The 21,227-nt window shown below is 47.4% G+C and carries 11 protein-coding genes; 10 read left to right on the forward strand and 1 reads right to left on the reverse strand.

Annotated elements, in window-relative coordinates; genetic code table 11:
• On the reverse strand, positions 1 to 1,443 hold a 1,443-nt coding region (gene lptD / locus Q0K92_RS07635), incomplete at its 3' end, for an LPS assembly protein LptD (RefSeq protein WP_297325214.1).
• Positions 1,444 to 1,834: 391 nt separating this feature from the next.
• Here lptD and Q0K92_RS07640 point away from each other — a divergent pair.
• The 10 genes from Q0K92_RS07640 to Q0K92_RS07685 all read left to right on the forward strand — a co-directional run bounded on the left by Q0K92_RS07640 (position 1,835) and on the right by Q0K92_RS07685 (position 21,055).
• On the forward strand, positions 1,835 to 3,769 hold the full coding sequence (locus Q0K92_RS07640; protein WP_297325215.1) for an ATP-dependent DNA helicase: 1,935 nt from the start codon (positions 1,835 to 1,837) through the stop codon (positions 3,767 to 3,769).
• Between the two features lie 69 nt (positions 3,770 to 3,838).
• On the forward strand, positions 3,839 to 5,512 hold the full coding sequence (locus Q0K92_RS07645) for a hypothetical protein (protein WP_297325216.1): 1,674 nt from the start codon (positions 3,839 to 3,841) through the stop codon (positions 5,510 to 5,512).
• Between the two features lie 41 nt (positions 5,513 to 5,553).
• Positions 5,554 to 6,084, forward strand: a complete 531-nt coding sequence (locus Q0K92_RS07650; RefSeq protein ID WP_297325217.1) for a hypothetical protein — start codon at positions 5,554 to 5,556, stop codon at positions 6,082 to 6,084.
• Positions 6,068 to 6,712, forward strand: a complete 645-nt coding sequence (locus Q0K92_RS07655) for a response regulator transcription factor (RefSeq protein WP_297325218.1) — start codon at positions 6,068 to 6,070, stop codon at positions 6,710 to 6,712. Before Q0K92_RS07650 ends, Q0K92_RS07655 begins: the two co-directional genes overlap by 17 nt.
• A 672-nt stretch (positions 6,713 to 7,384) precedes the next feature.
• Positions 7,385 to 13,792: a type I polyketide synthase gene (locus Q0K92_RS07660; protein ID WP_297325219.1), complete on the forward strand. Its 6,408-nt coding sequence runs from the start codon at positions 7,385 to 7,387 to the stop codon at positions 13,790 to 13,792.
• A 476-nt stretch (positions 13,793 to 14,268) separates the two neighbouring features.
• Positions 14,269 to 15,657: an aminotransferase class I/II-fold pyridoxal phosphate-dependent enzyme gene (locus Q0K92_RS07665; protein ID WP_297325220.1), complete on the forward strand. Its 1,389-nt coding sequence runs from the start codon at positions 14,269 to 14,271 to the stop codon at positions 15,655 to 15,657.
• Between the two features lie 97 nt (positions 15,658 to 15,754).
• Positions 15,755 to 18,094, forward strand: coding sequence for an MMPL family transporter (locus Q0K92_RS07670; RefSeq protein WP_297325221.1), 2,340 nt, complete (start codon positions 15,755 to 15,757; stop codon positions 18,092 to 18,094).
• A complete protein-coding gene (locus Q0K92_RS07675) occupies positions 18,091 to 18,873 on the forward strand; it encodes an outer membrane lipoprotein-sorting protein (RefSeq protein ID WP_297325222.1) in 783 nt (260 codons plus the stop codon). The genes Q0K92_RS07670 and Q0K92_RS07675 overlap by 4 nt, the downstream gene beginning before the upstream one ends.
• A gap of 213 nt (positions 18,874 to 19,086) precedes the next feature.
• Positions 19,087 to 20,304 carry a hypothetical protein gene (locus Q0K92_RS07680; RefSeq protein ID WP_297325223.1) on the forward strand — a complete coding sequence of 406 codons (1,218 nt, stop codon included), beginning with the start codon at positions 19,087 to 19,089 and terminating at the stop codon, positions 20,302 to 20,304.
• 28 nt (positions 20,305 to 20,332) lie between these two features.
• Entirely contained in the window at positions 20,333 to 21,055 is a 723-nt protein-coding gene (locus Q0K92_RS07685) for a 4'-phosphopantetheinyl transferase superfamily protein (RefSeq protein WP_297325224.1), read from the forward strand.
• Positions 21,056 to 21,227: the final 172 nt, after the last annotated feature.

Below are 21,227 nucleotides of genomic sequence, written 5' to 3' on the forward strand. Positions count from 1 at the left end.
TTTTCTGTCACTCAATTCCAGTTGACGGTCAAATGCGATACCGCTGTCCAGGCTGACAATAGGAATCGTGCGGTCTATATTTTCTCCTTTATTATCAACGGGAGAAGCCAAGCTATAGTGTGTATAGTGCAGACCGAATTTAGGTGTGATGTAACCATATTCATTACGAAATGGGGCGCTGACACTGGGGTAAAATACTGTGCGGTTTCCATTGACCTGCGTTGGATGATAAAAATTTGTCCAACTGCTGTTGAGTTCAAAATCCAATTTTCCGATATTGCGCTTAATGGCATTCATGGAAAAGTGCGGTAAGCGCTCGTAAGGAGAAACAATTTGAGCACCCGGAAAACCATCCTGAAGGGTTTGGAAGCGTTGCGCGAAACCGGTAAAACTGACAGTGCCATTCGTGCCTAATCGGCCATTATAGGTGGCTCCGCCTTGTTGCGACAGGTTGGTCAAGCTGGTCTGAGCAAGATTGGGAGTCAGTTCGCGAAAATAGCGATCATCTGAAACCTGGTTATAGTTCATAAAGCCTAACCAGCCTTTACCGAGACTTTGCGTATGCGTGTATAAAATACCCCATCGTGTTTGGTCGGTTTTGATATCCATGGGGAGGATGTCAAGCAGCAGATGACCATTCATGTTGTTATTGCCGATGTATCGTAATTCATTACTTAGCAAGAAACCGCGTTCAGTCATAATGCGCGGTGCGATGGTGGCATCGATGTTGGGTGCAATATTTAAATAAACCGGAAGCGCCACGTCAAACCCGGTTCTTACGTTATAACCCGCAACAGGCGCCAGTAATCCTGTTTTGCGTTTGCCGCTATAGGAAAAATCGATCCACGGCGAATACAGTATAGGCGTGTCTTTAAACATAATACTGACATGGCGTGCCGTACCGACTTCTTTTTTGTTATCAATTTCCAGTTCTTTGGCGCGCACATACCAATCATGATTGCCTTCAGGACAGGTGGTGTAATTCGCATCTTTCAGGCGATAATTATCCTTGCCTTCAAATAACAACAGGCTACCTGCGCCACGCCCTTTGCCATTTTTAATATAGTAACGCGGTTCAGACATGCGGCCTTCTTCAGTCTGCAAGTTGAGCTCAAGGTTATTTCCTTTCAAAGTATCTTTGGGCCGATCTAAGCGAACATTGCCTTCCACTTCAGTATCTTCTGTCGTTTGAAAGTACTTCATGCGATCGGCAGTTAGGATATTATCGCCGTGATGCAATTCTGCATTACCGGTTGCTTCTATTTCCTGTTTGTAATAGCCTGTGATGCGATCGGCTTCAATAAATATTGGTTTTCTTTGAGGTTTAATCACTGGTTTTTGTTCATTTCCCGGTTGAATAGATAATTCATTACCCGATCCTGTCAATGGAAAAATAAGTAATAATAATGAAATGAATAGATTGCGAATGAATTGTATATTCACTATGGGATCATTAGCTTGGAAACCAGAAAACTTAGACAAAATGTACTTTTCCTATATCTACCAGTATTTCACATCGTTTGACGGGGTTGATCACACACCATCAATCGAATTGAAATTGACGTGAATCCGGTACATGCAGGCGACATCTATTGGGGTGATTCAATTGTCGATACTCCGTTTTCACCATTATAAAATCATACTAACTGATTGGTAAGTATTATTTATTCAAATTAATTAATTGCGCATTGTACTATTTCTCTTGGCAAGTTATCTATCGAAGAAACATTTATGTCAAGAAAACAGATCAAAGTTGGTTATTATGAATAAACTAGCCGGTTGAAATTCTGTAAATTCATAGGTTCTGTTTGGGAATCCACAGCTTTGTTATTTTATGTTTGATCTAAAATCGATTTTTTCTTCGGATGGCATTCTTTCCAAGCAAATCACAGGATTTCGCACGCGTCCTCAGCAATTGGAAATGGCGCAGGCAATTGCCGATACGATTGAAAAGCATCAGACGCTTGTTGCTGAAGCAGGCACCGGGACGGGAAAAACATTGGCTTACCTGGTGCCTGCGTTGTTGGGGGGCGGTAAAGTCATTATTTCCACCGGAACAAAGACATTGCAGGATCAACTGTTTAAACGCGACATTCCCAGTGTGCGGGCAGCGCTCAAGGTACCGGTGACGGTTGCATTATTAAAAGGCCGCGCCAATTATATTTGTCATTATCATTTGGAAAGAAGTGTACAAGATACACATCTCAGTTTTATTAATCGAGATGAGATTCAATATCTGCAACAAATAGAACGCTATGCCGGCATCAGCAAAGATGGCGATAAAAGCGGGCTCAGTGAAGTGCCTGAAAATGCAGCTATCTGGCAGCAAGTCACTTCAACGCGCGACAGTTGCCTCGGTTCCGAATGCCCCAGCTATAAAAAATGTTTTGTGATGGAAGCGCGTAAGCAAGCCTTGATGGCGGATATCGTGGTGGTTAATCATCATTTGTTTTTTGCGGATGTCATGCTACGCGATGAAGGCTTGTCCGAATTATTGCCTGCCTGCAATACCGTTATTTTTGATGAAGCGCATCAATTACCGGAAACGGCCAGTTTGTTTTTCGGTGAATCCATCAGCACCGGCCAGTTATTGGACCTGGTGCGTGACGCCAAAATCGAAGCCATACAGGCTGCCGGAGATTTTTTGGAATTGCCGGATGCCATTGCTGCGATGGAAAAAGCTGCACGTGATTTGCGCTTGACGATTACGGAAGACAATACGCGATTATCGCTGGCGGCAATTAAGCAGAATTCGGGGTTTTGTAGCGCGCTGGATAACTTGCTGGAGAAACTGAATGATCTGACAAAATTGTTGGAGCATCAGGCAGAACGATCCGAGGGATTGGAAAATTGCCGGCAGCGGGCAGCCAGTCATTTGTACCTCATACAGCGCTGGCGCGATGAAACTGAAATGCAAGATCATGTGCGCTGGATTGAAGTCTATCATCAGGCATTGCAATTGAATGCGACGCCGCTATCCATTGCCGACATTTTTCAGAAACAAATGATCGCATCGCCGCGCGCTTGGATTTTTACGTCTGCCACGCTATCGGTTAAAAAGAATTTTACCCATTACAGTGACGAAATGGGATTGACTGCCGCGCAAACAGCGTGCTGGGATAGCCCCTATCATTTTGCCGAGCAAGCATTGCTGTATGTACCGACCGGATTGCCGGAACCGCATCATAAAACCTATACCGATCAAGTCGTGCAGGCGGCGCTGCCGGTACTGCGCGCGAGCCGGGGGCGCGCTTTTTTCCTATGCACGAGTCTGCGGGCGATGCAACGTGTGTATGAGTTATTGCTCGCAGCCGATGCGTTTGGTTTTCCATTGCTGCTGCAAGGGCAGGGTTCGCGTTCTTATATGCTGGAGCGTTTTCGCGCACTGAATAATGCTGTGCTCATTGGCAGCCAATCCTTCTGGGAAGGCGTGGACGTACGTGGCGAAGCATTGTCATTGGTAATCATCGATAAGCTGCCGTTTGCACCGCCTGATGATCCGGTGCTGTCGGCCCGCATTGAGAAAATAAATAGCGAAGGCCGTAACGCCTTTATGGAATACCAATTGCCGCGTGCTGTCATTAATTTGAAGCAAGGCGCCGGACGTTTGATTCGGGATGAAACGGATCGCGGTGTATTGATGATTTGCGATCCGCGCTTGACTACCAAAGCGTATGGTAAACAAATATGGCAAAGCTTGCCGCCGATGAAGCGCACCCGTGAACTGGCGGAAGTTGTGCGTTTTTTCAGTGTTGATAGTGGCGCATGACCCAGTGCAGCGAGTCAACGAATGCTATGAAAACATCGCTTTGTTCAAAGGATTATGAGAGCTGATGCTATGAGTAATGTATTGGTTATTTTATTGGGCATGATAATTTTTGCATGCAGCAGTCATGCCGGTGCCGATGGGTTGCCATTTGCTGCCAATGAACACGCATTAAAAAAAGAACAGGCTACCGTCAAGCTCAATGACATTATTAAAAACATCAAGCTGCAAAAAGAGGAAGTCGATGCAAAATTAAAATCCTTGATGAAAGCAAAAACTGAACAGGAAAAGGTTAGGATTCAGGCGGAATTGAATGAAATAAGCGCTGCCATTGTTGAGCAGGAATCTTCATTCGAAATGATACTGACTGCCGGTTTTGAACTCAACAAAGAGGATGCGGCAGAAAAAAGGGACTTCGATTGGCAGAGGGATTTGCTTGAAATTGTACAACCGATCATGAGCGAGCTGCGTCAGCTGACAGAAAACAAACGTAAACTGGACAATTTACACAAAAAGATTGCTTTTTATGAATCCCAAATCAGGGACATTGGCGAGGTACTTGCGCACCTCGCGAAAATTAACAAACAAGGCTTTGAGAAGGAAGCGCTGATTGAATTTGAGCGTATTGACAAGAAATGGAAAGATCAGCAAGAAGACACGAAACACCTGCTGGAAGTTGCACAGCTACAACTCGATGAAATGATTAAATCTCAGTCTGCCAGGGAAATTTCACTGAGTGAGCATGCCCGACAATTTGCAACCGGGCGGGGTGCTACGTTATTGATGGCGCTAGCAGCCTGTGTCGCAGTGTATGCTTCGATGTTGTTGTTGCTGAAGCTCTTGAAATGGATCAGCAATCGCAAGGGAGAGGAGAAAAGTACCTATTATCAGCGCATTATTACACTTTCTTATCATTTTTTGATGGGCGTATTGGCGATCACCGCCATGTTTTATGTGCTGAGTGTACGTGATGATCAAGTGCTGATTGGTATTACAGTATTACTGCTGTTGAGTATCATTTGGTTACTCAAAAGCTCTATCCCAAGTTATATCAATGAATTAAGAGTATTGCTCAATGCCGGTCCGGTGAGGGAAGGCGAATGCATCATATACAATGGCATTCCCATGCAGATCGAGAGCTTGAATTACTACACCAAACTGGTTAATCCGGTACTCCCCGAATTAGAAATACGCTTGACATTGGCGGAATTAGCCCATTATGTTTCCCGGCCATTTTCAGAAAATGAGCCTTGGTTTCCATGCAAAGTAGGAGACTATGTGATGCTTTCCGACGATATCTATAGTATGGTTAAATGTATTACATTGGAACATATTGTATTGTCCTTATCTGATGGTACTATGCCAAGAACGTATACCGTTGCCGATTTCTTGGCGGCTAAACCGAGAAATTATTCACAAGGATTTGTTGCGGCAACTGATTTTGGCATTGATTATAAGCACCAAGCGAACTGTATCACCGATGTGCCTAACTTGATGTGTGCAGGAATCCGGCGTGGATTACTGCAGGAAACCTACGGTACCTCATTAAAAGATGTGTCAGTCCATTTTGCCAAAGCCAACACTTCCTCGTTGGATTATAAGATTATTGCCACCTTTGACGGTGCGGCGGCAGGTGAATTCCATTCGATTACACGTGCCTTGCAGCGCTATGCCGTTGAAGTTTGTAATCAGCAGCAATGGACGATACCGTTTGCACAATTAGTGATTCATGGCGGAAAAGATTAAACTGCATGATACATATATAAAAATATCAATAAGGGGAGAATATGCAACCTATCACTATGGCAGTCGTTGAGATTGATCAGGATCAGCATGTGCCGGTTGGTGAGTTATTGCGACATAAAGAAACGCCTGTAGAGTTACTCACTGATACGCGATCGGATCGTGCGCATACGATAGAACGAAGGCGGGTACCGCGTGACGACATTACGCCGATTGAGAACGCCATCGCCAGGATAAAGCGCCTGAATCCACACATTTTATTGGTTAATGCGAACAAATTGCTGGATGAATATTGTGATTTGTTGATCGCGCTGCAGTATCAATGTCCGGACACACAAGCAATTTTAGTCGTCAATGAACCCATCGAAGAGGACTATCTCTTGAGAGCACTCACCTGCGGTGCTCGGGGATTCATCACGAATAACCTGGATTCGTTCGATTTCTCTAAAGTGGCCATGGCGGTTCATCGCGGCGAAGCCTGGCTGTCACGTAAGATGACCGGGAAAGTCATGCATCAGATCGTTTCAGCAGCACAGTGCGATTCTTCCGAGGCTAATCTTGATTCTCTTGGCTAGCGCTAATAAAGAAATTCTATTGCGCTGGGAGCAAGGCTTGTTCGGTTTTTCTGCTGTGTACACCACGCATGGCTTTATGCCGCTGACTAAAAAAATAATCAAACTGCAACCCGAATTATTGTTTCTTGATTATGAATTACCGGGTTTGAAACATCAGCGGTCCATTGCGGAATTGGTAACGCTAAGAAAAGAAACCAGAATTGTGGTATTTGGCCCGGAATTATCCGATGAGATTGAGTGGAGATTATTTAAGACAGGTATCAAAGGGTGTTGCTTGAGTACGATGCAGCCTGAGCGCATCAAGCGTGTTGTTGATGCGATCCTGCAGGGAGAACTGTGGATTCGCCGCACGCTGACCAACCAAATATTGAATGAACTGGTCAAAGTGACTTACGAAAGAAATCGAATTAAGCGAGTCATTAATGATTCGCTGGAGGATCTCACGCGCCGCGAGTATGAAATTGCCATGCTGGTTCGGCGCGGAGAAAGTAACAAGAAGATTGCGCAGCAACTGGACATTACCGAACGAACCGTCAAAGCACACTTAACTGAAATTTTTCGCAAACTGCATGTTTCAGATCGCATCAAACTGGCATTGATTATGAAGGATGCCATCAAGTCGCTATAGCGATCAAAGATAAATGACGAGGCATTGATTCCGTCCGGATTGATCCGATCAGTCGGCTCACAGCCTACAGTCTGCTAAAGTTTAAATCCATTGGTGTTCTATTCCCCGCTGCTTGGCGGGATTCTCTATTTCCTGTGTTTTCATGGTCTTGCATGGCTATTTTTACATGCGGATGCCTATGGAGCACTCAATTCAACTGTCGATCGCGACATAGTCAAGATCAATCCTGTTTTTCTTTTTTTGAGTCTCGTGAGTTTTATCACATTATTTTTTCAGTAGAAAATTTAAGCTACACCCAGAATTGAGCAGTCAGATAGGACTGGGTTGTTATGACACGATACCCGATAGAATCAAAGGAAGGCGATATGCAAACTACTATTATTGATGGTAACGATCGACATTGTACTATTGGCGCAACTCTCTGCGGTTTTGTGCCAGCGCGATCCCTTGTGACACTTGATTTATCAGCAGATGTTTTTGAACACCATGTCTTGTGTCAGTCGCAGAGGACTTCATCGCAGTAAGAAATTATCCCGATTTGTAACCAAAAAGCACTACACAGCTCGCGTAGCGCATTTCGCTGGTTTACCCGTGGGCTACAACACAATCAAGTAAGTCTCAAACAGCATTTGAAAAGTGATCAACATTTTATCTTTCTAGGGAGCATATAGCATGAGAAAAAAGAAACTAAAAATCAGTAATAATGAGGCTTACGAACCGATTGCACTGGTCGGGATTGGTTGTCGCTTCCCAGGAGGATCGCATGATCCGGAAAGCTTCTGGAATTTGTTGGTTACGGGGAGTGACGCCATTGTGGATATCCCTCCGGAGCGTTGGAATCTACGGCGTTTTTATGATGCCGATCAGAATAAACCCGGAAAAATGTATGTCAAACAAGGAGGATTCCTGCAGCAGCGTGTCGATGAATTCGATGCACTATTTTTTGGAATTACGCCACGTGAAGCCGAGTGTATTGATCCACAACAACGCTTGTTACTAGAGACCAGCTGGGAAGCCTTGGAAGATGCCGGCATTCCGCATGAGTCGGTGGTCGGTTCAAATACCGGTGTTTTTATTGGGGCATTCACCCTGGATCACAAACTGACCCAGATGGGTAAGATGAATCGCGATCTGATCGGTACGCATACCGCGATCGGTTCGACCATGACCATACTGTCCAATCGTATTTCATATATTCTGGATCTGCATGGTCCCAGCATGAGTGTCGATACCGCTTGTTCTTCTTCGTTGGTCGCATTACATCTGGCCAGTCAGGCAATCTGGAGTGGTGAATGTAATTTGGCACTGGCGGGCGGTGTCAATGTCATGATGCGTCCGGAATACCCGATTGCCATGTGCAAAGGGGGTTTTCTTGCACCGGACGGACGCAGCAAAAGTTTCGATGCCGGTGCGAATGGCTATGGCCGTGGCGAAGGCGCGGGAGTGGTTGTGCTGAAGCCTTTATCAGCCGCCTTGAGAGATGGTGACTCCATTTATGCCTTGGTGCGAGGCACGGGTGTCAATCAGGATGGCAGGACCAATGGAATTACTGTTCCTAATCCGGTTTCACAAACTGCACTCATTCGTTCCGTGTGTACCAAGTACGGTGTCGATGCCAGCGATATCAGTTATTTTGAAGCGCACGGTACCGGAACACCTGTGGGCGACCCGCTTGAAGCTAAAGCATTGGGTGAAGTGATTGATGCAACAACCAAGCGTGCCAAAGCGTGCTTGATGGGTTCTGTCAAAGGCGCTATCGGACACCTGGAAGCTGCTGCCGGTATTGCAGGGATCATTAAAACATCGCTGTGCTTATCGCATCGCCAGGTACCGCCCCAGGCTAATCTGGAGACGCCGAATCCGAATATTCCTTTTGATGAATTGGGATTGCGCTTGCCAATAAAACTGGAATCTCTGACTTCCGCTTCGCAGCAGATTTATGCCGGTGTGAATTCATTCGGATATGGCGGAACAAACGCCCATGTGGTGCTGGAAAATGCGCCGCCATTGCCCAAATTGCTGCGCGAAGACGATATGCCCGGCACAGTGTACCTGCTGCCATTATCAGCGCGCAGTGAAGCGGCGCTCACGGATTTAGTCAAAGCCTGGCTTGCCAAGTTTCCTGCAGATTACCCGGGCGCATTAAAAGATTTGTGTTATTCGGCAGCGTGCCGCCGCGGCCATCATGATTATCGATTGGCAATCATGGGGGATTCATGGAAAGCCATGCATGAAAAACTCACCGCGTTTGCAGCAGGGCAACCGGATTCTGGCTGGGTATCCGGTAAGGCTGACAGCAAGGCATCGTCAAAACCGGTATTCGTGTATACCGGCATGGGGCCGCAATGGTGGGCGATGGGACGGGAATTGTATGAACAGAATGCCATTTATCGTAAAGCCGTCGAAGCATGCGATGCGATTTTCCGTGATTTATCGGGCTGGTCGATTCTTGACGAGATGTTGGCGGATGAGAAAGATTCAAAAATAACCGCGACTGAAATCGCTCAACCTGCTAACTTTATGATTCAAGTTGGATTAACTGCCATGTGGCGTGCTCAGGGTATTGAACCGGGCGCTGTTGTCGGACATAGCGTTGGTGAGATCAGTGCCGCCTATGCTGCGGGTGCGCTCAGCTTGGAAGATGCGGTCAAAGTGAGCTATGAGCGCAGCCGCATCCTGAAGAAAGCAGCCGGTTATGGAAAAATGCTGGCGGTTGGCGTGAGTATGGAAAAATGCATTGAGTTACTGACCGCTTTGACCCAAGACAATGTTTCCATTGCTGCAGTGAACGGCCCTTCACTGGTAACTCTCTCAGGCGATGGCGATGCACTGGAAAAGATATCAGCGCATTTGACGCAACAAGGAGAATTCAATCGTTTCCTGCAAGTTGAAATGGCTTATCACAGCATGTTTCTGGAACATCTCAAGCCGGAGATCAGAACCAGTTTGGCTGATCTGCATCCTGTCATGCCGCTGGTGCCGTTGTATTCGACAGTGACCGGCGAGCTGACGGATACCGTGAGCTACGATGCCGAGTACTGGTGCGATAACATTCGTGAGCCGGTGTATTTTGCTCAGGCCATGGCGAGCCTGTTGCGTGACGGGCATCGTGTTTTTCTCGAAATCGGCCCGCACCCTGTGCTGTCGAGCGCGATCAAGGAGTGTTGTCAGCAGCAAAATATCAAGCCGCAGACATTTGCTTCATTACGCCGTGAGCAACCTGAGCAGCATACCTTCAATATGGCGCTGGCCGGGCTTTATACCGCGGCTTGTCAAATCGATTGGCAGCATTTGTATCCCAGTGATTCCGTTTACATCAAATTGCCCACGTATCCTTGGCAACGGGAAACTTATTGGCACGAGGATGAAGATTCGATCACCGATCGCACCGGCATACCGTTGCATCCGCTATTGGATCGCCGTTTATCCGGTCCTCGGCCTGTATGGCAAAGTGCGGTGAATCGTCAATTCCTGCCTTTTTTGAATGACCATCAAGTGGATGGACTGGTGGTTATGCCGGGTGCGGCTTATGTGGAAGCCTCATTGGCTGCCCATCATCAAGTGACCGGAAATGCCGCGTGTGTCATCGAGCAATTACATTTTCATCAGGCATTGGTGTTGAATGATCATCAGAGTGAGCCTTCTATTCATGTTAGTTTTGATCAGCAAAGCGGCCAATATGCTTTTCATAGCCATCAGCAGGATACCGCTACGAATTGGAATATGCATGCATCTGCCAGGATCATGTCGGTAACACCAACAGAATCGACCAGTATCGAACGTCACGATATTGAACACCGCTGCTCCGAAAAGGTGAATGTCGGCGATTTGTATGCCGAGCTCAAGGAGCGTGGTTTGTTTTATGGCCCTTATTTTCAGACCATTCAGCAGCTGCAACGCTGCCACGGTGAAGTGTTGGCGCGCATTGAACTGCATGCTGATTTAATCAGTGAAAGTACGGATTATTTACTGCACCCCAGCTTATTGGATGGCTGTTTTCAGTCTTTGATCGCGGCAATCAGCGACGATGATAGTTTTTACATGCCGGTTGTCATCAAACGTATCAGCTACCATGCAAAACCGGGCAATGCGGTCTGGTGTCACGGCAAGCTCACTCAAGTCAATGAACATTCGATTGAGGGTGATTTAAGGCTATTTGACGATCTGGGCAATCTGCTGGTCGAAGTCGCTGGTTTACGCTGCCGTGCTTTAACCACGGAAAAGAAAAATCCAATCGAACAATTAGCCGAATGGGCTTATGCATGGCAATGGCAGCAAAAGCCGCTACAACCTCAGGGTAAGCGCACAGGTTGCTGGCTGGTGTTCACTGATCACAGCGATATTAGCGAATCCTTATGTCAAACATTGGAAAATGGTGGAAATCAGGTAATACGCATAGCCATCGATGAGGTGTATCAGCAGGAGTGTGTGCATATGCAACCACTCAATGCCAATGAGCTTGAGTATCTGGAAAAGGTGATACAAAAAGTCAAGGAAAAATCACTGAGTTGCGTGGGTGTATCTTATTTATGGGGATTATCCACGACTTCTCAGGATGATCCTGTCGGTATCGCGCAAATCAGCGTGGCGCTTCAAGTCATCCAGTTGCTGGGTAAAGTATTCACCACCCATGCACCGCGGTTGTATATGGTTACCCAGGGTACGCAACCGGTGATGGCTAACAGTGATATACAAAACGTCGCACTCACATCGCTGACCGGACTGGCTCGCGTTGCATTCAACGAATATCCGCTGCTGCGCTGCACGCAAGTGGATTTGGATCCGGTCAATCCGCTGGAGCAGATACGTATGCTGGCGAAAGAACTGGTGTCGGATGATCGGGAAGATGATGTGGCTTTGCGTGGAAACAATCGAATGGTACATCGTTGGGAACGTTATCGCGTTGAATCTTCGGTCCATGACGCATCGATTTCATACCGCGGTGAAGACGTCGAGGCATTTCAACTCAAATGGAAAAATCATGCGGAATTTTGCTTGATGCCGGCGCTCATGCCGCAAGCCGATGAAGTGACCATTGCCGTGGAATGCATCAATTTAACCGGTTACCGATTCTCTGAGGCTGAAGACAATACTCCGCGCGGCTACTTTGCGGTGGGCGTCATCGACAAAGTCGGCAGCAACGTGACCGACCGGTGCCCGGGAGACCTGGTGATGGTGGCGACTACCGGAAACATTGCTTCGCATATTGTCAGCCCGGCTACTAGCGTTTTCTCAGTCGATTATTTGCCGCTTTCTCATGAACAGATCGCTGCGTTGGCAACAACATTGATTCCTACATATTATGCGTTGAATTATATTGCCCGCGTGGTGCCTGGAGAAGCCGTATTGATTGATGCTGAATTAGGCGCCACGGCTTTAGCGGCACGTGGTATTACAGATTATTTAGGTGCATCACCCATTTTCTATCATGGTCATGATATCGAGGAACAGGAGGGTGAGCAAAGTGTAGCCTCGGTGCGCGCCTGGATTCATGGTGCAAGTACTGCTAAACCTGAAGGATTGGATGGTTTGTTGGCGCCGGATACGCATGAAATTGCTGTCACACAGAGCAATGCTGACAATGTGTCAGGTCATGCATCCAGTAGCAGCTTTACTCACTTGGATGCGCTGAAACTTGCATTGACCGCGCCAGGATTGTTTGAGCAGTTGTTACAGGTGGTTGCGCGCTTGCTTGCGACGCATCAGATTACCGGTATCCCTCCAACAAAATCATTCACGTTTGTGGAAGATCTGACACGATTGGCGGATCACACTCAGACTACGCAAGACACACACATCTTATCGCTTAAGGATAAAGCGGCAATTGTGGTAACGGATAAGCAAAAACGCCCGGCACTGTTTGACGCACAGGCTGCTTACTTGATTACCGGCGGATTCGGTGGTTTTGGTCTGGAAGCGGCAAAATGGATGGCAAAACATGGCGCGAAGAATTTGATTCTAGTCAGTCGACGTGGTGCTGCCGATAGCGCTGCACAAGCAGTATTGACGATGTTGGCGGGAAATGGCGTGCACGTGTTGTCCATCGCCGCAGATCTTACAGATAAAGCGCAAGTACAAGCATTGTTCGATCAGATTGCAACCCAAGGCGCGCCATTAAAAGGTATCTTGCATACGGCTGCCGTTCTGGATGATGCGCCGATTGCGGAACTGAATCCTGAGCGCGTGGCCCAGGTGATGCGGGCCAAAGCATTGAGCGCCTGGTATTTACATCAATTCACACAGAATCTCTCATTAGATTTCTTGGTATTATTTTCATCGGTTTCCGGGATTATCGGCAATGCCCGCCAAGCCAATTATTCTGCCGCCAATGCGTTCCTGGATGCGCTGGCAGCCAAACGCAGATCTGTCGGACTGGCCGGTACCAGCATCAACTGGGGTGCCATTGCAACAGGCATGGCGGTGAATAGCGAAGAGGTGAGGAAACATTTGGATCTCATGGGCATGTACATGTTGACCGCCAATCAGGCGCTGGATTCGTGGGCGCATATGCTGGATGTTGCGCTGCCGCAATATGGTCTGATGAACTGTGACTGGGAAAAGTGGCAGGCATTTGAACCGACGGGGGGCAATTCTCCCAGGTTTGCAAGCCTGGTAAAAAGCTCCGGCCAGAAACAACAAGCGTCACTGACTCCAATATGTTTGGAGATCAGTCAATTGCCGGAAGATCAACGGCGCGCGGCCATGTGCCGTGCGTTAACCGAGCAGATCGCAAGCGTTCTGCGCATACCGGCGGAGAGAATCGATATGGAACAGTCATTAATTCAGATGGGGGTCGATTCGCTGATGTCCGCAGAATTACAGGCAGGCATCAATAAAACCTTCGGCGTTAGGATTTCCACGCTGGAATTCATGCGCAGCCCTAATTTGGGATATTTGGCCGACATGCTCATGGACAAAGCGATTGTATCGGTTGCACCGCCAGCTTCAGAAACGATCATCCAGGAAAATTCAGTGATTGATCGTATGTCCGAGGCGGATGTTGATCTATTACTCAAGCAGTTGTTGGCACAAGCTGCTGATGTGACGGCAGGAATCAGTAGCGGAACTGCCGGCGCTTAATCCAATACCCCACCGGTTGCTCCGGTGGGGTTTCCATGAAACTTCCCAGATCAATAGATTCCCTTCTTTATTTCATTGCCGGAGCATAGCAAATCGTTGAAAAACGATTCTAGCAGGCCGACTTAGGGAAACTCTGAATAACTGTCATTTCGAGCGCAGCGAGAAATCTATGACATTGATTCACAAAGATTCCTCACTTTGTTCGGAATGACAAACATGAATTATTCAGAGTTTCCTTAGAAGTTCAGGTGTTAACTCTGACCTTCCTTTAGCGCTCTCAGGCAGCAATCCGGTAAGCAAATTTTTCATTATGGGAATGGGCGGTAGTCATACAAGGGCACGCTGCTGGCGCGGCATTTCTTTACCAAGGTGATTTTTGTCACAGATTTGCTGGCTGATAACACTTATTCTGAGCAAGTATCAGTGATTCATCCAAGTATATACAACAACATTGGCTTACAAAGGTTACCACTACTATGAAGAATGAAACAGGTGTGCTGGCGAATATGTCACCCGAAGAGAAGCGCGATCTTCTGAAGCAATTGATATCCAAAAAGGAAAATGATCAGAAAGCCGGATCTGATTCCGATTCAGAATCGATTCCTGATGCATGGTATCGCTTTGATAAATTCCCCGACTACAACATGCTGATGGAGCAGGCGAAGATATTCAAAACGTTATCGATGGATAATCCCTATTTCAGCCCGCATGAAGGTGTGAGCGATCATATTACACGCATCGATGGCAAAAATTTCATCAATTATTCCGGTTATAACTATCTCGGATTATCAGGCCACCCGGAAGTATCCGCAGCCGCTAAAGCAGCGGTGGATCGGTATGGCACTTCAGTATCCGCCAGCCGGATCGTGTCCGGGGAAATACCGCTGCATCGTGACCTGGAAGCGATACTGGCCGAGATTCACGGCACTGAAGATGCATTGGCTTTGGTGAGCGGTTATGCAACCAATGTATCGGTTATCAGCCATTTATTTGGACCCAACGATCTATTGATACACGATAGCCTGATTCACAACAGCGTCATCACGGGATGCAAGCTCTCCGGCGCAAGGCGCATGACTTTTCCGCATAACGACTGGGAAGCCCTGGATAAGATATTGGAAGAAAACCGCCATGCGTATCAACGTACCCTGATTATCATTGAGGGTGTTTACAGCATGGATGGTGATATTCCCGACTTGCCGCGTTTTATAGCAATCAAGCAAAAACACAAGTGCCTGTTGATGGTTGATGAAGCACATGCTGCAGGCGTCATCGGTCCACGCGGATTTGGTTCGCATGATCATTTTGGCATCGATGCTGCGGATGTGGATATCTGGATGGGCACGTTGAGCAAGGCGTTTGCCAGTTGCGGCGGTTATATCTGCGGTTCACGTGCATTGATAGAAAATCTTAGATACAACGCAGCCGGCGCCATATTATTCAGCGTCGGTATCTCGCCGGCTAACACTGCGGCGGCTTTGACCGCTGCGCGTATTTTGCAGCGTGAACCCGAACGCGCCGAGCGCTTGCGTGCCCGATCATCTTTGTTTTTGCAGCAAGCGCGGATGCGCGGGCTTGATACAGGCTTGGCCAGCGGCACAGGCGTTGTTTCGATCATACTGGGTGATTCAGTGCTGTGTCTGAAGCTCGGGCAGAAATTATATCAAGCGGGCATCAATGTTCATCCCATCATGTATCCGGCAGTACCGGAATCGGCTGCCAGATTGCGCTTTTTCATAACGTGCAATTTATCGGAAGAAGAAGTTGTGCATACCATCGACACGCTCGCGACAGAGTTGCAGCGCTTGCATGGAAAAGCCGGGCGTGTGATCGCGCATACCGAATCTGGGGCAGTTTCATACTAATGTTATCAAGGCTGAAAATGGTGATGCTGGTGATCGTCGCCCACGGAGCATGGGCAACAGTTGCGTCAGCCACCCCATTAATAGAGAGGATTAGCTCATGTTAAATCAATATACCCACCAGGTTTTGCGGTTCCGCTGGTTGACCGTGCTTGTCAGTGCCGTGTTAATCGCCGTTGCTGGATACGGTATACAGTTCCTGCACTTCAAGAGTGATTACCGGATGTTTTTCAGCGATGATAACCCGCAACTCATGGCTTTCGAATCGTTGAATAAAACCTACGTTAAGGACGACAATATTCTGATGGTTGTCACACCCGCCAACGGCGATGTGTTTACCAAAGAAAATCTTGTCATCGCTGAGAAACTGACAAAGCGTCTTTGGCAAACGCCTTATTCGATCCGCGTAGATTCGATTACCAATTTTCAGCACAGCCATGCCACAGGCGATGATCTTTTTGTGGAAGATCTGGTGAGAAACGCTGATCAACTGACTGTGACGGAAATCGAACAGAGACGTCGCATCGCATTGAACGAACCGCTCTTGGTAAATCGGCTTATTTCACCCAATTCAAAGGTGATGGGGTTCAATATTGTCGTTCACAGGCCCGGTCTGGATCAAGATATGGAAACCGTGGAAGCCATTGAATTTACTCGTGGATTAGTGGATGAACTTAAAAGAGATCATGCTGATCTGGATGTACGCCTTACCGGCTCACTCATCATGGACATATCGTTCGCGGAATCGTCAAAACAGGATATGAGTACGCTGACGCCTGCCATGCTGACGATCATTTGTATTGCGCTCTGGCTGTTTCTGAAGTCCGCGTGGGGAACACTTGCCATCGTCATGATGATGACAATGGCTGTGAGTGCGGCCGTTGGTTTGGCCGGCTGGATGGACATTGCGTTTTCTCCTTCCAGTATTCCGGCGCCGACCATATTGCTCACCGTGGTTGTCGCTGATGCCGTGCATATCCTGACCAGCTATTACAGCGCGTTGGCGCGCGGTCAAGCACGACAAGAAGCGATGATCGAAAGTATCCGGATTAATTTCAAAGCGGTTTTCTTTACAAATTTGACCACCGCGGTCGGTTTTCTGTCGATGAATTATAGTGAAGTTCCGCCTTTTCAGGATCTTGGGAATATTACTGCCATGGGTGTCGGTGTTGCATTTTTATTGACGATTACCTTCCTGCCGGCAGTGATGATGCTTTTGCCCATGCACCAAGGGCGCGCTGAAATCAGCGGTAGCAAGACACTGGCGCGATTGGCGCAATTCATCATCGCACATCGCACGGCTACCTTGAGTTCTCTCATCCTGGGAACCATTGTGCTGATTGCCTGTATTCCTCTGAATACACTGGATGATGAGTATGTTAAGTATTTTGACGATTCCGTAGCCTTCCGCCGCGATACCGATTACACCACGAGTCACCTTACCGGTGTTTATCGCATCGATTATTCGTTAGGGCGGGAAATCGATGGCGGTATCAGTGATCCTGAATTCTTGCAGCAGGTTGATGCGTTTGTGCAGTGGTACCGGGAGCAACCGGAAGTGATGCATGTGTATTCCGCTACGGACATTTTGAAACGGCTGAACCGTAATATGCATCAGGATGATCCGGCATGGTACCGCCTGCCTGACACACAGGAATTGAGCGCACAGATTCTGCTCATGTACGAAATGTCTCTGCCGTACGGGCTCGATCTCAATGACCGGATCAATGTAGGCAAGTCGGCAACGCGGGTGACCGTAACGTTGCATAGCATTTCCAGTCAGCAGGTTATTGATCTCGAAACGCGTGCACAGGCATGGCTGGCGGCAAATACCACAGCCATGAAACACAATGATGGCACCGGTCCGACCTTGCTGTTTGCACATATCGGGCAGCGTAACATTACCAGCATGATTGCCGGAGAGCTCGTTGCCATAGGGATTATCTCGTTGATTCTGATATTCGTGCTGCGCTCGGTCGGCCTGGGGTTGATCAGTTTGATTCCCAATCTGGTTCCTGCGGGAATGGCTTTTGGGTTGTGGGGATTGATTGTCGGACAAGTAGGGCTTGCCGCTTCGGTCGTTGCGGCAATGACACTGGGGATTCTGGTGGACGACACGGTGCATTTTCTCAGCAAGTACCAGTATGCCAGAAAACAACTCAATCTCGAGCCTGAACAGTCCATTCAATATGCGTTTGCTACTGTCGGCAGTGCGTTATGGATTACTTCCGCAGTGCTGATTATGGGGTTCTCTCTATTCACTTTTTCCAGTTTCAAAATCAATCATGAAATGGGCTTGCTCACCGCTGCGATCTTTGCGTTGGGCTTGTTCGCAGAATTCCTGTTACTTCCACCGATTCTACTGGCGCTGGAGTCATGGAAGCGGCGGATAGTTTTACCTTCGAAACCTGTCGTTACTAAATTAGGAGAAATCAAATGAAAAAATTAACTTACCTGATCTGCCTTTTTTTCAGCATGGCCACTACGCTGTATGCATCCACTGATGAGGAAAAAGGCTATGCAGTCCAGTCGGAAGTCGAGCGCCGTGACACTGGCTTCGGCGACTCTATCAATGACTCTTTAATGATTTTGCGTAATGCACAGGGCGCAGAAAGTAAGCGGGAGTTTACGTACAAAACGTTGGAAATTAAAGGGTCTGGCGACAAGGAACTGGGTGTTTTCCATCGACCTGCAGATGTGAAAGGAACAGCCATATTAACGTTCTCCCATGGACTGAAGCCTGATGATCAGTGGCTATATTTACCCGAACTGAAAAGAGTAAAACGTATTTCTTCAGTGAACAAGTCTGGCCCGTTCATGGGCAGTGAATTCGCATACGAAGACATCGCTTCATGGGAATTGGAGAAATACACCTATAAATATTTACGTGATGAGGCTGTGGATGGTAACGATAGCTTCGTTATCGAGAATACACCGGCATACGAACATTCCGGTTACGTTCGTCAAGTGGAATGGATTGATAAAACCATTTATCAACCCCGCAAAATTGAATTTTATGATCGTAAGAACACGTTGCTTAAGACACTGACTTTCCATGATTACAATCAATATTTAGGCCAGTATTGGAGAGCCGGTCGGCTCGAAATGGTCAATCATCAAAACGGTAAGAGCACTACTTTGTTACGCAACAACTATCGTTTTCGTGTCGGGCTGAGTGACAATGATTTTTCTGAAAACTCACTCAAGAACGTTCAATAAACATTGGTTCTTGCTATGTTTTGACTCAATCGGAGTCAGTAAAGGATTGATCTCAGGAAATAATTTCATGACAATCCAATATTCCTGATGAGTTGCTCATTAACAGAAAAAAGTCATTGCAGTAAATTTAATCCGGCATTCATCGAGGTGCCGGATTAAATTGCCAAGTCATTCATAGAATCATCTAAGGAATTGTTGTTAAGGGTAATTGTCATGCTGTTAAGAGTAATGCTCGCCATCTTGGGAATGATCGTTGCCGTAACCAATATTCAGGCTGCTGAGTGGTCTGGTTTTGCAGCTATCGATCTTCGCGCGTATGTAAAAGCGCCAGCATTTCCTGAGCAGAATAATCTTCTTTTTGTGCCATCAGGCGTGGCACAGCCCGAATTTCGTCATGAATGGAACGGGGGGACAGATCGTTTGACCGTTGTCCCGTTTGCCAGGATTGATGCGATTGACGAGAATCGCACCCATTTTGATATTCGCGAGTTTAACTGGCTGCGTCAGAATCAGAATTGGAGTTTGCGAGCCGGTGTTGGCAGGGTATTTTGGGGGGTGACTGAGTCACGACACTTGGTCGATATCATCAACCAGGTCGATTTTGTGGAAAATATTAATGGCGAGGAGAAATTGGGTCAGCCGATGCTGAATTTAAATGTACCCAGTACGTACGGAAATTTTAATTTCATATTGATGCCTTATTTTCGGGATCGCACCTTTCCGGCAACGGGGGGAAGGCTTAGGTTTGTACCGCCGGTAGACCAGAATGCCTCGGAATTCAGTGACGCCGGTCGCTGGCATCCGGATTGGGCGATACGCTGGAGCCGTACTTTCGGTAACGTCGATATTGGTATTGCTCATTTTATGGGCATAGGACGAGAGCCTAGATTGTTACCGCGCTTCGATCATGGTCTGAATGCCGCGCCGACGGCCTTGATCCCGGTTTATGATTTGATTCAACAAACCAGTTTGGACGCTCAGGCTTCTCTGGGAAACTGGCTTTTTAAGCTGGAATCCATTACGCGCAGTGGCCAGGGTAAACGCTTTGCAGCAGTGGTGGCAGGTGTTGAGTACACCCACTATGGTTTGTTGAACAGTGATATCGATCTTGGCCTGTTGGCGGAATATCTGTATGACGGCCGTGACAAAGCGGCTCCGCCTACGCCTTTCAACAATGATGTTTATTTTGGTGTGCGTTTGGCCTTTAACGATACGCAGAATTCACAGATATTGGCGGGTGTTACCACAGACGTGGAGACGCAGGCTAAGGTCGGCACCATAACGGCTAGCCGCCGCATTGGTGAAAAGTGGAAAATTGAGCTGGAGTCCCGGTTCTTTTCACACATCGCCCCAGATAGACCCAGCAGCGAGATTCTGACGGGGTACCGGCAGGACGATTATATTCAGCTCCGTATCGCCCGCTATTTCTAAGCATTTCGCAAGTTACAAAAATCAACCTATGCAAACAAGAGTATTTGACGGCTTTGTACCCGATCAGGTCATGTCGTCAATGTGGCCATCGCCGACTTTCCATTTTGAAATTTGCGAAACTTCCAAAGATCAACAGGTACTTCATTTTGCTGAGCGATCGTTGATCGAAGGTGCTAATTTAAAGCGCCAACAGGATTTTTGCTCCGGTCGATATTGCGCACATCGGATTCTGGACAAACTGGGGTATCGTGAGGTGCCCGTCTTGTCTGACCCCTATGGTGCGCCATGCTGGCCTGCTGATATTGTCGGCAGTATCAGCCATAGTGGGGGAATGGCGATGGCCGTTGCTGCTTACCAGCAACATGTCAGGACTTTGGGATTCGACATCCAAGCCTATGAGAGGCCTTTTCCTTATGACACGCTGGACATGCTTTTTCGCCCCGAAGAAAAACAGAGCATTCTGTCAATTGCGCCAGAACTCATGGATCTTTACGCTTATAGTATTTTTTCCGCGAAGGAGAGCGTTTTTAAATGCTGTTACAGCGCATTCGGTTGCTTGCTCGAGTGGTGTGATATTGCTATCACGCTGGACTGGGTGAAAGGAATTTTTGTTGCCCGCACACCGCAACATCCGATATGTGAGTCCTTCTTTGACAATTCCGGATTAACTGGAAGTATCTTTATCGATAATTCATGCATTTATACTGGAATCTGGTTGTCGGCGGCACCCTATACTCGATCCAACGGATAATCCTTGTGGTTTCTAGTTTCTATTCGCGTGATTCTAACGTCACTCAGGGTAAGTGACTATATTTGCTAATAATATTAGCTGTGGCATTTATCACAGCGTACCTGCAGCCGGTGGTGATAAATTTTAGTCGTGCTTTCGATCTGGACCCTGTCCGGAAGAACACAGAAAGTAA

Origin of the sequence: Nitrosomonas sp., from assembly GCF_024282095.1 — a bacterium.
Taxonomy (GTDB): domain Bacteria; phylum Pseudomonadota; class Gammaproteobacteria; order Burkholderiales; family Nitrosomonadaceae; genus Nitrosomonas.

Coding starts and splice junctions, on each gene's coding strand:
- Q0K92_RS07640 (WP_297325215.1), top strand. CDS start 1,835: ATGTTTGATCTAAAATCGATTTTTTCTTCGGATGGCATTCTTTCCAAG.
- Q0K92_RS07645 (WP_297325216.1), top strand. CDS start 3,839: ATGAGTAATGTATTGGTTATTTTATTGGGCATGATAATTTTTGCATGC.
- Q0K92_RS07650 (WP_297325217.1), top strand. CDS start 5,554: ATGCAACCTATCACTATGGCAGTCGTTGAGATTGATCAGGATCAGCAT.
- Q0K92_RS07660 (WP_297325219.1), top strand. CDS start 7,385: ATGAGAAAAAAGAAACTAAAAATCAGTAATAATGAGGCTTACGAACCG.
- Q0K92_RS07665 (WP_297325220.1), top strand. CDS start 14,269: ATGAAGAATGAAACAGGTGTGCTGGCGAATATGTCACCCGAAGAGAAG.
- Q0K92_RS07670 (WP_297325221.1), top strand. CDS start 15,755: ATGTTAAATCAATATACCCACCAGGTTTTGCGGTTCCGCTGGTTGACC.
- Q0K92_RS07675 (WP_297325222.1), top strand. CDS start 18,091: ATGAAAAAATTAACTTACCTGATCTGCCTTTTTTTCAGCATGGCCACT.
- Q0K92_RS07680 (WP_297325223.1), top strand. CDS start 19,087: ATGCTGTTAAGAGTAATGCTCGCCATCTTGGGAATGATCGTTGCCGTA.
- Q0K92_RS07685 (WP_297325224.1), top strand. CDS start 20,333: ATGCAAACAAGAGTATTTGACGGCTTTGTACCCGATCAGGTCATGTCG.